Raw genomic sequence first — 12215 nt, 5'->3', positions numbered from 1 at the left:
AAGCGCTGGGCGAATGATCGGCCTGACGTGTTTACGTTCCTTCTTGCCGCCTGGAGGAGGGGACTCCCGGGACTGTTACACTTGTTGATCGGCAAGTGTGCCGGCGCAGCCTGCCGGTTAAGGAACTGTTTATGGATTCATGAAAATTAAGGGAAATCTACTGGTGACGCGGGATCGCAATGTCGTCCGAACATCCGGTGAAACGCCCGGTATTGCCGCGCAGATTGTAACGAGTAATTGCTTGCGTACCTCCAGACGCAGGCGCTGTACGGAGTAAAACATGACCACGAACGTGAAGCCTTTTGCGCTGGCGATGATTGCCGCTTTCTCCACCACACCTGTCTGGGCCGCCGATCTGACGCCTTATTCCGAGCCGCCGACCTACAACGAGCCTGCGTCGAGGTCTTCCGGCTGGGGTGGCGCCTACGTCGGCGGGGATATCGGCATGGCATCCCGCAAGCTCAATCCTTTCGACGGCGACAAGGGGCTGGTTCTCGGCGTCCACGGCGGCTACAACATGGACTTGGATTCTGGTGTCGTCGGGGCCGAAATCGAGGCGTCGCATCTCGGTAACGTGGAAAGCCGCGTGCCGGGCGGCAAGATCAAGGAACGGGGCCGCGTCGCCGCGAAAGCCAAGGCCGGTGTCGGCATCAACGACACGCTCGTCTACGGCACCGCGGGCGTTGCCCTCTCCAGCTTCGGCGACAAGAACGGCACTTCCGGTCCGGACGGCTGGAAACCGGGCTGGATTCTCGGCGCAGGCGTCGAGCAGAAGCTCTCCGACAATCTCTCGGCCCGTTTTGAATACAACTATACCATGACCAATGATGTCCGCAGCACCACCGGCGGCGTCAGCTCGAAGACTGATGTGCGCGATCAGGTGCTCAAGGCCGGCGTGAACTACCGGTTCTGAGCCGGGATTTCCAAACTGCGCGGATTGCAGCGCCGTGTGCCTGAAAGCACACGGCGCTGTCGCTTTTCCTGAGGGGCATTCGAGGGTCGCTGAATGGCCGCTGCGGTCTAGCTCGCTCCGGCCATTGCAAGCCGGGGCAGGGGGCTGCCGGCAGCCTGCCATTCCTGCGCGAACGAAATGAAATCGGAAGCCGGCATCGGTTTCGCCAACGCATACCCCTGCAGGACCTGACAGCCGAGGCTGCGCAATATCTCGATATGGGCGGATGTCTCGACGCCTTCGGCGACGATCTCGATTCCCTGCGATCGGCCGATTTCCACGATGGAGGCCACGAGCCGTCGCTGCGGTCCGGCAGCCTCGAGCGGGGTGATGAGCTTGCGGTCGATCTTCAGCCTTTTCGGGCCGAGTTCCAGCAGGCTGACGATGGAAGCGTGGCCTGTGCCGAAATCATCGATCTCGATATCGATCCCGAGAGCTTTCAGGTTGAGGATGGCGGCCTTCAGTTCGTCGTCCTGTCCTTCGAACGAGATCGACTCCAACAGTTCGAATGCCAGCGTTCCGGGGGAGAAGGGCAGCTCGGCGAGCCGCTTGAAAAGTTGTCTGTCCTTCAGTCTTTGCGCCGAGATGTTGACCGAAAGATGCGGGACGTCGAGCCCGAGGGCGCGCCATCTCGTCATCTGGAAAAGGGCGCTTTCGAGGATGATCGCATCCATGTCGGAAGCCCGGTGCAGGCTTTCGGCGATCCCGAGGAACGTATCGGGTGCCAGCAGGCCGCGCGTGGGGTGCTGCCAGCGGGCCAGCGCCTCGACGCCGACGATGGCGAGCGACTGGGCATCGAACTGCGGCTGGAAGTAGGGAACGATCTGGTTGCGCTCCAGGGCGTTCAGGAATTCGTCCGACATGCGTTTCATCAGCACGGCCGCAGCACGCAGCTTTTCCGAGAACATCTCGACACGGTTGCGGCCAAGCTTCTTGGCTTCATAGAGCGCGATATCGGCGTTGATCAGCAACTGGCTCAGCTCCTCGCCGGCGCTCGTCTGGCAGGCGATGCCGGCGCTGCAGCCGATGCGACATTCATGGCCGTTGACATCGATGGGCTTTGCAAGTGCCGCGACGATGGACTGCGCAAGATACTCCGCGCGCTCCTGCGGGGCCGATCCACCCGTCACCACGACGAACTCGTCGCCGCCGATGCGGGAGGCGAACTCGTCGTGCCCGATCAATTGAAGAAGGCGGAACGTGGCTTCCTTCAGGACCGCATCGCCGGCCGCGTGGCCGAACGTATCGTTGACCTCCTTGAAGCGGTCGAGGTCGATATGGATGAAAGCCAGTTTGTGATCCTGGGTCGCCGTTTCCTCGGCGGCCATGAACTGGTCGAGGAAGCGGCGGTTCGGAAGCCCCGTCAGCGCATCGTGCAGCGACTGGTGCTCAAGCGTCCGCCGGGCCGATCTCAATTCCGCGTTCTGCCGCTCGGCTTTCGTCCTTGCCTCGCGAAGCTCCGTCTGGAGGGTCACGTCCCTGGTGACGTCCCAGTTCGCGCCGACCACTCTCTTCACGCCGCTCGCGGTTCTGTAGGGAGCGCCATGTGCGCGGATATGACGGATTTCGCCGCTGCTGGAGACGACACGGAATTCCGTCCGAAAGCGGGTCTCTTCCCGAAGGGCCTCCAGGAACTGTCTCTCGGCGGGTTCCGCGTCCTCGGGATGCAGCGCATCTCGCCAATCGCTGTATTTGCACGTCTCCTTGTCCTGGGGCGCGTCATAGAGTTCACGCATGCGCCGATCCCAGATCAGCGTGTCGGAGGACGGTTCGTATTCCCAGACACCCACGCCGGAGGCTTCGAGCGCCAGCTCCAGCCGCTGGGAAAGGGTTTCGAGCTGTTCCTCGCGCTGCTGCAGGGTAAGGATATTCCGGTGGCGCTGCTTCATCAGGAAACCGGCCCATATCAGCGGCGCGACGATGCAGAAGGCGATCACGAGCGCTATGACGCGGAAGCTGACGATGTCCGGAGGAGAGCCCAACCATCCGCCCTTCGGCATGGCGGCGAGATACCAGGTGTCGTAACCGAGTTCGATTCGCGCCTTGACCGGGTCCTGTGAGAATACGCTGCGCTCTCCGAGGAAGACATCGCCTTCGCCCGGCATAGGCCGTCGCGAGATGGCAATCTCCAGCCCCTGGCGCGGCGTGTTGATGTTGCTGTCGGCATAGAGCCTGTCGAGGTCTATGACCGCGGAAATGATGCCCCAGAACCTGCCGTTGGCCAGCGAGAAGACGGGATAGCGTGCAATCAGGCCCTGGCCGCCCTGCACGAGGTTGACCGGCCCCGTGATGATCAGCGCCCGCCTTGCGACCGCTTTCATCACCGCATCCCGCTGGGCCTCGTTGGTCCTGTAGTCGAGCCCGATGCTCTTCCGGTTGGCTTCCTCCGGATAAACGAGCCTGATGACGAGATCGGGCGCGCCGGCGATGTTCCGGAGCTGGGAAGGGGAGGAGAAGATGCGGTCGGCCATCGCCGAAAACTGCGGCTGCGTCATGTTCGGATTGGCCGCCACGGCGGCGACCAAGCCATAGATCAGGTTGACGTTGCCGTGGATGTTGGTTTCCAGGCTGGAGGCCACCCTTGCCAGTTGCTCCGCCGCCTTGACCTGCTGGGTCACATGGAACTGCTCGTGCTTTTCGATATCGGCTCTGACGACGCCGATCACCACGGCGGTGATCGCCAGAATGGCCGGGAGGAAGTAGCTGAGACCGAGAAAGCGAAGTTGAAGGGATCTTGATTTCGAGACGAGCGGCAGTGGGGTCATTTGGATTTCCGACAGGGGTCCCACACTGTTGCCGATAAACACTTTAAGATTATCTAATTTGCTATCCGCGATTGGGACGCCGCGGACCCGGACGGCGGTAGATTTGTGCCGCGCCGCCGTACCTTTCCCCGGCAAAGACGCCTTGCCTTTCCCGCGGACCTTGTGCTCCATGAGGTTTTTGACGTCACGAGTCCCGCCGGCATGCTCAAGGATTTCTCCGTTCCTGCCCTGATGATGGGGCTGCTCACCGCCTTCGTTGGCTTCATCAGCTCCTTTGCCGTCATCATGCAGGGGCTGCAGGCCATGGGTGCGAGCGCTCCGGAGATCGCCTCGGCCCTGCTGGCGCAATCCGTTTCGATGGGGTTGCTGGCGATCGTCTTCTCGAGCATCTACCGCATGCCGATCAGCATCGCCTGGTCGACGCCGGGGGCGGCGCTATTGTCCGGCATCGGCATGGTCGAAGGCGGGTTTCCCGTCGTTGTAGGCGCCTTTGTGGTCTGCGGCGCCCTGATCGTCTTGTCCGGCCTTTTCCGGCCGCTTGGCCGCGCGATCCGCGCCATCCCCGCACCGCTGGCGAATGCCATGCTCTCCGGCATCCTCCTGAGCCTCTGTCTTGCGCCCGTGAAGGCGGTGGCCTTCGATGCCGCGCTCGGCCTGCCCATCGTGCTGACCTGGATGGTGGTCGTCTCGCGCTGGCGGCTATGGGCGGTGCCGGCCTCGCTTGCGGCCCTGATCCTGGTGCTGATCTTCGGGGTCGACCTGCCGCCGGATATCTTCGCCCAGATCGGGGCGGCGATCCATCCGGACCTCGCCTTCGTCCAACCGGTCTTTACCTGGCATGGGATCGTCTCGGTCGCGATCCCGCTCTTCATCGTCACCATGGCCTCCCAGAACATTCCCGGCATTGCGATCCTCAAGGTGCACCACTACGAGCCGCCGCCGGGCGTGCTCTTTGCGGGAACGGGCATTTTCTCGATACTCGGAGGCCTCGTGGGCGGCGTGCCGGTCAACATGGCGGCAATCACGGCGGCCATGTGCGCCAGCGAGGATGCCAACCCCGATCCGAAGAAGCGCTACTGGGCGGCCATGGTCGGCGGTTTCGGTTATATCGTGCTTGGTCTGGTCGCGGGCGGCATCATCGCCTTCGTATCGCTGGCGCCGCCGATTCTCCTGCAGGCGGTCGCGGGCCTTGGGCTCGTCAGCGCTTTCTCCAGCGCGGCCTTTGCAGCCTATCGGGAGCCGGAGACGCGGGAAGCGGCGGCGATCACCTTCCTGGTCACCGCTTCGGGGACCTCGTTTGCCGGCATTTCCGGTGCTTTCTGGGGGCTGATCGCCGGCGGTATGATGATGGCGCTGCGACACTTTCTGCGTGCTTTGAAAAAATAGGTGGGGACTTGCCTCGACAATCCGCCGCGGTTATACATCCTGACATGACCATGACAGGCGCAATCATGTCCGACCGTTCGCAGACCTGCCGCATCGCGGCCGGTGCGCCGGTTCTTGCGCTTTCCTCGCTTCTTAGCCTCGACCTTACGCGCGGTTGCCGGGTCCGTTGAGGAGCGCCCGGCGGCCGATAAAGCCTGCCGGCGTAAGAGCTCCTCTCACAAACGTTCAAGACCAATCCCAATCAGGCCGCTAAAGGTCCGCGTCGATGACGGCTTGCCCTGCAGGGTGGCGAAGCGACGCACGAAGCGAGAAGAGACTCTGAGACCATGGATACCAAAACCAATTCTGCCGAGAATGCGACCCCAGCCAGGGCCGGCATGCCTCAGGCGTCGATGAAGTACCGTTCGTACCCGGCGATCAATATTCCCGACCGCACCTGGCCCTCCAAGGTCATCACCAAGGCGCCGATCTGGTGCTCCGTCGACCTGCGTGACGGCAATCAGTCGTTGGTCAATCCGATGGGACATGACCGCAAGGCCCGCATGTTCAAGCTGCTGCTCGACATGGGTTTCAAGGAAATCGAAATCGGCTTTCCCTCTGCCTCCCAGACGGATTTCGATTTCGCCCGCTGGTGCATCGAGGAAGGCAACGTGCCGGAAGACGTCTCGATGCAGGTGCTCGTCCAGTGCCGGCCGGAGCTGATCACGCGTACCTTCGAAGCACTGGAAGGTGCGCATAAGCCGATCATCCATTTCTACAATTCGACCAGCGAGTTGCAGCGCCGGGTCGTCTTCGCGAAGGACGTGCCGGGTATCAAGCAGATCGCGGTCGATGCGGCGAAGATGATCACCGACATGGCCGAAAAGGCCGGTGGCGGCTATCGGTTCCAGTATTCTCCGGAAAGTTTCACCGGCACGGAGCTGGAAGTGGCGCTGGAGATCTGCAACGCCGTCATCGAAGTGGTGAAGCCGACCGCAGACAACAAGCTGATCATCAACCTGCCGTCCACCGTGGAGATGGCGACGCCGAACATCTATGCGGACCAGATCGAATGGATGTGCCGCCAGATCGACAACCGCGAAAACATCATCATCTCGCTGCATCCGCACAATGATCGCGGCACCGGCATAGCCGCGACCGAACTCGGCCTGATGGCGGGTGCGGACCGTGTCGAAGGCACGCTGTTCGGCAACGGCGAGCGCACCGGCAATGTCGATATCGTCACGCTGGCGCTCAACATGTACACGCAGGGTGTCGATCCGGAGCTGGATTGCTCGGATATCGAGCGGATCAAGTCGGTCTACGAATATTCCAACGAGATGAAGATCCCGGAACGCCATCCTTATGTCGGCGAACTGGTCTACACGGCCTTTTCCGGCTCGCACCAGGACGCGATCAACAAGGGCATGAAGGCGATCAAGGTCGCCAACCACCCCGTCTGGGAAGTGCCTTATCTGCCGATCGACCCGCGTGACGTCGGCCGCTCCTACGAGGCGATCATCCGCATCAACTCGCAGTCGGGCAAGGGCGGCATCGCCTACATCCTTCAGGAGGACTACGGCCTGAACCTGCCGCGCAACCTGCAGGTGGAATTCCGCGAGGACATCCAGCGCATCACCGACGAAGAGGGCAAGGAGCTTCCTTCAAGGCGCATCTACAACCGCTTCATCGAACGTTATGTCGAACAGCCGGACGCGCGGCTGAAATTCGTCGACCACCACACCTATCCGGCCGGCGCGGACCATAAGGGCATCCGGATCGTCGCGGCCGAGATAACCGATGCCGGCGAGACGAAGCGCATCGAGGGCAGGGGAACCGGCCCGATCGACGGGTTCATCAACGCGCTGTCGATCTATCTCGGCATCGACCTGTCGGTGGCGGATTATTCCGAGCATTCCCTGCAACACGGCTCCAACGCTTCGGCGATTGCCTATGTCGAGGTCGAGTATCCGGGCGGAAAGCTCTTTGGCGCCGGCATCAACACGAACATCGTCGCCGCATCGCTGGAAGCGATCGTTTCCGCGGCGAACAGGGTGCTGGAGGAGCGGGCGGCAAAGGGCTGAACCCATGGGCCTTCATGCCGAGCTTTATGGCGATCCGCAACTGGCAGTGCCGCTCGTGCTGCTGCACGGGTTTGGCGGAAGCGCTGCGGCCTGGCTGAAGGTGGCGACGGTATTGGCGGCCGAATTGCCGGTTGTTGCCTACGATCTGCCGGGTCACGGCAGATCGCTTTTCTCGAGGGCAGCCGGAGGTGCCGGCACGATGGCCAGGGACATCGCCGCCGATCTCCGGGCGCGGGGCATAGAACGATTTCATCTCGCCGGCCATTCCATGGGCGGCGCGGTGGCAACGCTGATCGCATTGCGGGCGCAGGAGCGCGCGAAGAGCCTGACCCTGTTTGCACCGGGCGGTTTTGGCCCGGTCATCAACGGCTTGGCCTTGAAGCGCTATGCTCTCGCCGAGGACGCCGAGGAGATGCGCGAGGCGCTTCGGATGATGAATGGTTCCGGTCATCTCGTGAGTGACGAGGAGATCGAAAACACGCTGGAGCGGCGGGGTCTTGCCGGAGCCCGGGAGGCATTGAGGAATATCCTCGACATCATACTCATCGACGCTGAAGGCGGGAGACAGGGCACGCTGCCGGTCGCCGATCTTGCCGGGTTGGCGATGCCGGTGCGCGTGGTTTGGGGCGAACGGGATACCGTTCTTCCGGTTACGCAGGCCGAAGGCCTGCCGCCCAATGTCGTCGTCCACAGGGTCGGGGATGCCGGGCACATGCTCGTTGATGAGCGTCCTGCTGACGTTATCCGTTTCATCCGCAGCAGCATCGCTGAGACGACCTGAAGCAACTCCCGCCGCCTCTGCCGCTTCCTGGCCTCACTTGACATTGGGCGTCGGCAGGGACGCTCGGCGGAGCGGTTCTTGCGACAAGCCGGACTCGTTCGGCCGAACCTCTGGAACAGGCGTGCGTTGCGACGAGGTTTCATCGTCGCAATAGCCTTCACCATCCTGTTGCCTTCGCAGGAATTCCAACCTGAGTCCGTCACCTCGCTCCGAGGCGATCAGGTGAAGCATATACAGCAGTTGCATTGGCGCGGGCCTCCCTGCTCCCCGCGCAATGTCGGTGATTGCCCTGGCCCATTCCACCTGTTTCTTGCCGACGATATCCGGGGCTTAGATCAATCCCGCAGCCTTTGCCGCTATGTCGTCGAGATCGGCGGCGGAGGAAGGCCCGACGATCAGATAGGTCGCGAGCGGCGTGACCCAGGTGACGAGCCCCGTGTCGTTGCGGATTTCCTCCACGGAGCGGTTGCCCTCCGGCCGCGCCTTCGTGAAGGTGATGGCGATCACGTCTCCGTCCCCGTCGGTTCGGCGGTAGAAGAGCTGGCCGACCGGCGTGCCGCTGGCGGCGAAGAGGCGGGCGCCCTGGAATGTCAGGCCGCTGTCGCCGAGATCGGGGATGCGGAAGCTGACCCCGGTATTGATCGTCAGCCATTCCAGGATATCGGCCGGCCTTTGGGCGGGGATTTCGGCGAGATGGTTGGTCTGGCGCGCGTAAAGCCGGTAGTTGGCGATGATGTCGTCCAGCCAGTCGCGGCCGTCCGCAACGGGGGCCGTGGCCGGAGCGGGGTCCGGTACGACAGGGCGTGCTCCCACCATGTAGCCAAGCCCGCTTCCCAGCAGGAAAAGCATGAGACAGGCGGCAAAGGTCTGCGGGCCGGAAGGCTTGAAGGCGATCGACGGACGCGGCGCTTGCGGCAGGCGCACCGCCCGGCGCGGCAAGGGCGCGTTCTTGATCGAGCGCACCAGATCGAGCGGCACCGGCTCCTTCAGCATGTCCTCGAAGGCGAGCCGCCCGGCGTCGGTGCCGCGCTTCAATGCATCGTGCAGCGCCCGGGCCTGCGGATCGTTGACCAGCAGTTCCTCGACCTCCTGGGCGTCACGATCGCTTGCCTGATTGTCGACATAGGCGGAGAGCCGCATTTCGAGCGGCGAAGGCTGGAAGCTGCTCATCGTCAGGCTCTCCGCTCGCTCGTCGCAATCCCGCTCGAAGCGAGCGTGAGACGGGCGGCGCAGAGACGTTCGGCAAACTGGTCGGTCCGGATACCAAGGATCGCGGCGGCCTCCGCATAAGTGAAGCCTTCCACGTCTGCGAGCAGCAAGGTGCTGGCTAGTCCGTCCGGCATGGAAAGAATGGCATTCGATGATTTGCGGCTTTCGGCGGAGGCGTTGCCGCCGACTGCATCCGGTTCCATCCGCCTGCGCTTCTTTTCCTCGTCCGCCCAGATGCTGCGCATCAGGCTGAAAAGCCAGTTTTCCAGTCTGTCTTCGCCTTTCCAGTGGTGGCTTTTCTGGATCGCCCGGCCGGCCGCTTCGCTCACCAGATCGTCGGTCGCGGCCGCGCTTCCGGCCAGCGTCAGCGCGAAACGGCGCAGGCGCGGCAGAAGGGCGACAAGATCGCGCCGGATATCGGTCGATGGGCTCGGTTGGTTCATGGACAGAGAACGGCTCTACTTGTGATGTTCTACAACGATCGCAGTCATTTATCAGCTATGACGGGATTGTGGCGATTCCGCAACAATTACGCCGCTTAGTCTACAACATTCTGGCTGCTTCCGGAATCGATACGCTGGCCGGGGCCTCGCCATAGAGAAGCCGGCTGTTGTCGAGCGCGATGCCGTCGCCCTTCTCGGTCAGGCTGTAGCGCTCGCACAGGAGGTTCCACGCCCCCGGTTCGCCCGAAAGGGTGAAAAGGTTGTAGGCGGCGCGCGGCTTGTGCCCGCCGGGGCCTTGCGAGGCGGAGGCGATGCCGACGACCGGCACCTGCCCGTGGTGGCTCTTCAGCCAGTAGAGCGTGTTCAAATGGGTATGGCCGTGCAGCACCAGCTCAGCTCCGCCTGTGGAGATCGCGGCGGCGAACCGTCGGATGCCGATCATCCGCTTGTGCGAGGAGGTGGCGCCGTGGATCGGTGGATGGTGGATCAGCACCACGCGGAACAGCCCGGCCTCGCCGGCTTTTTTCAGGAGGTTGACCGTCTCCCGCGCCTGGCGGGGGCTGTAGTAGCCCGAGGCGGAAAAGGGCGGCGTGGCGTTGGAAGTGGAGCAGCCGATGATCGCCACAGGCCCGCGTCGGCGGAAGGTTGGAAAGACATGGTCGTCTTCCGGCCACGTCTTCGGGGCATCGTCGCTTCGGATGAAGGGATACCAGGCCTTCACCGATCTATTGTGCGCTCCCGGCACATAGGCGTCGTGATTGCCCGGTACGACCGTGGTTTCGGCCGGATCGCCGATCGTCTCCAGCCACTCGCCCGCCAGCCTGATTTCGATCCCGGTCGCAAGATTGACAAGATCGCCCGTCACGACGAGGTGATCCGGTTCGCGCGTCTTCAGGTCGCTCAGAAGCAGGTCGAGCGTGTTGACGAAAAGGTGCTTGCGCCGGTTGCGATGCCAGTTCACAAATCCCGTGATGCGCTTCGAGAAGAGTTCACGGAGCGTGAGTTTCGGAAGCGGCCCCAGATGGATATCGGAAATATGCGCGAACTTGAACATGGCGCACACATAACGCATCGGCGAGGAAATCGTTATCGATTTCTCTGACCGCTCCCGGAGTTATGAATGACTGAAGATGGTGTTCCGGAGGTTCGCGGATTTCGAACCCGGGCAATGGTCTGGCTGCTGCACCGGTTCTTCATCCTGAGGCGCGGCATGACGATGGGCGTGCGGGCCGCCTGTTTCGATGCGCAAGGCCGCGTTTTCCTCGTCCGGCATACCTATGTGCCGGGGTGGTACATGCCGGGCGGCGGCCTGGAACGGCACGAAACGGCCCTTGTCGCGCTCCGCAAGGAACTGCGCGAAGAGGGTAATCTCGAAATCCGCGATGAAGCGGAACTCTTCCATGTCTATTACAACCGCAATGTCAGCAAGCGGGACCATGTGCTGTTCTATCGGGTGAACGTGGAGCAGACGGCGCCGCGCCTGCCCGACATGGAGATTGCCGAAAGCGGGTTCTTCGCATTGGATGCCTTGCCGAAGGATACGACCAGCGCGACGCGGAGGCGGCTGAGGGAACTGGCCGGGGAAGCGGCGAAATCGGATTATTGGTGAAAGCCGGGCGCTGCCTTTCATGCCGCCTTTCCCAGCGTGTCCCTTCCGTGCGGTGCATCAAGATCGATCGCCGGACCGGCGGGCACGATGCCCGTCGGGTTGATGGTCCGGTGGCTTTGGTAATAGTGGTTCTTGATATGGAACAGGTTGCAGGTCTCTGCCACGCCCGTATGCTGGTAGAGGTCGCGCAGGTAACCTGAGAGGTTAGGATAATCGGCGATGCGGCGTATGTTGCACTTGAAGTGGCCGACATAAACCGGGTCGAAGCGCAACAGCGTCGTGAAGAGCCGCCAGTCGGCCTCGGTCAGGCGATCGCCGAAGAGATAACGGCCGCCGGAAAGCCGCTTTTCCAGCATGTCGAGTATTTCGAACAGGCGGGCGACCGCTTGTTCATAGGCGTCCTGCGTCGTTGCGAAACCTGCCTTGTAGACGCCGTTGTTGACCGTATCGTAGACGATGGCATTCAACGCATCGATCTCGTCGCGCAAGTCCGACGGATAATAATCCGCCGTGGAACCCGTCAGGCCGTCGAACGCGCTGTTGAACATGCGGATGATTTCGGAACTCTCGTTCGAAACGATCGTATTCTGCCGTTTGTCCCACAGGACCGGTACGGTGACGCGGCCCGTATAGCCGGGATCGGCTTTGACATAGGCCTGATAGAGATAATCGAAGCCGAAGAGATCGTCGCCGGTCGCGCCGTCGCGTTTCCTGAACTCCCAACCGTTTTCGAGCATCAAATAATCGACGACCGAGACGGAGATCAGGTCTTCCAGTTTCTTCAGCTTGCGGAAGATCAGCGTGCGGTGCGCCCAGGGACAGGCGTACGAGACGTAAAGATGATAGCGACCGGCCTCTGCCCCGAAGCCGCCGGCTCCGGAGGGGCCTGCGGAGCCATCGGCGGTTACCCAGTTGCGGAAATGCGATGCGGCACGCTTGAAATGACCCTTGGTAGCCTTCGTATCATACCAGGCGTCCTGCCATTTTCCGTCGACGAGCGTGCCCAT

General features: G+C 62.3%; 10 protein-coding genes. 5 read left to right on the top strand and 5 right to left on the bottom strand.

From position 1 onward, the window contains the following. Window positions 1–280 precede the first annotated feature (280 nt). Window positions 281–913 carry an outer membrane protein gene (locus ACFFP0_RS25900; protein WP_377265105.1) on the top strand — a complete coding sequence of 211 codons (633 nt, stop codon included), beginning with the start codon at window positions 281–283 and terminating at the stop codon, window positions 911–913. 107 nt (window positions 914–1020) lie between these two features. On the opposite strand, the gene ACFFP0_RS25895 is transcribed toward ACFFP0_RS25900, so the two are convergent. Then, window positions 1021–3717, bottom strand: coding sequence for a bifunctional diguanylate cyclase/phosphodiesterase (locus ACFFP0_RS25895; RefSeq protein WP_377265104.1), 2697 nt, complete (start codon window positions 3715–3717; stop codon window positions 1021–1023). Between the two features lie 201 nt (window positions 3718–3918). Here ACFFP0_RS25895 and ACFFP0_RS25890 point away from each other — a divergent pair, with 201 nt between their 5' ends. The 3 genes from ACFFP0_RS25890 to ACFFP0_RS25880 all read left to right on the top strand — a co-directional run bounded on the left by ACFFP0_RS25890 (window position 3919) and on the right by ACFFP0_RS25880 (window position 7947). Then, entirely contained in the window at window positions 3919–5103 is a 1185-nt protein-coding gene (locus tag ACFFP0_RS25890) for a benzoate/H(+) symporter BenE family transporter (protein WP_377265103.1), read from the top strand. 326 nt (window positions 5104–5429) lie between these two features. Beyond that, complete coding sequence (gene leuA, locus ACFFP0_RS25885; protein ID WP_377265102.1) at window positions 5430–7166, top strand: 2-isopropylmalate synthase; 1737 nt, start codon at window positions 5430–5432, stop codon at window positions 7164–7166. A 4-nt stretch (window positions 7167–7170) separates the two neighbouring features. Further along, entirely contained in the window at window positions 7171–7947 is a 777-nt protein-coding gene (locus ACFFP0_RS25880; RefSeq protein ID WP_377265101.1) for an alpha/beta fold hydrolase, read from the top strand. A 330-nt stretch (window positions 7948–8277) separates the two neighbouring features. On the opposite strand, the gene ACFFP0_RS25875 is transcribed toward ACFFP0_RS25880, so the two are convergent. From ACFFP0_RS25875 to ACFFP0_RS25865, 3 genes are all read right to left on the bottom strand, one after another. After that, window positions 8278–9117: an anti-sigma factor family protein gene (locus ACFFP0_RS25875; RefSeq protein WP_377265100.1), complete on the bottom strand. Its 840-nt coding sequence runs from the start codon at window positions 9115–9117 to the stop codon at window positions 8278–8280. A gap of 2 nt (window positions 9118–9119) precedes the next feature. After that, window positions 9120–9599: a sigma factor gene (locus ACFFP0_RS25870; RefSeq protein ID WP_377265099.1), complete on the bottom strand. Its 480-nt coding sequence runs from the start codon at window positions 9597–9599 to the stop codon at window positions 9120–9122. A 100-nt stretch (window positions 9600–9699) separates the two neighbouring features. Next, a complete protein-coding gene (locus ACFFP0_RS25865; RefSeq protein ID WP_377265098.1) occupies window positions 9700–10653 on the bottom strand; it encodes a metallophosphoesterase family protein in 954 nt (317 codons plus the stop codon). Between the two features lie 66 nt (window positions 10654–10719). On the opposite strand from ACFFP0_RS25865, the gene ACFFP0_RS25860 reads away from it, so the two are divergent. After that, on the top strand, window positions 10720–11208 hold the full coding sequence (locus ACFFP0_RS25860) for an NUDIX domain-containing protein (RefSeq protein WP_377265097.1): 489 nt from the start codon (window positions 10720–10722) through the stop codon (window positions 11206–11208). A gap of 17 nt (window positions 11209–11225) precedes the next feature. Here ACFFP0_RS25860 and ACFFP0_RS25855 read toward each other — a convergent pair whose 3' ends face one another. Next, window positions 11226–12215, bottom strand: a complete 990-nt coding sequence (locus ACFFP0_RS25855) for a glutathione S-transferase family protein (RefSeq protein WP_377265096.1) — start codon at window positions 12213–12215, stop codon at window positions 11226–11228.

It is taken from the genome of Neorhizobium puerariae, from assembly GCF_042429745.1.
Lineage (GTDB): Bacteria > Pseudomonadota > Alphaproteobacteria > Rhizobiales > Rhizobiaceae > Neorhizobium > Neorhizobium puerariae.
The sequence above is the reverse complement of the archived record's forward strand: the minus strand, read 5'-3'. Positions and strand labels throughout refer to the sequence as shown.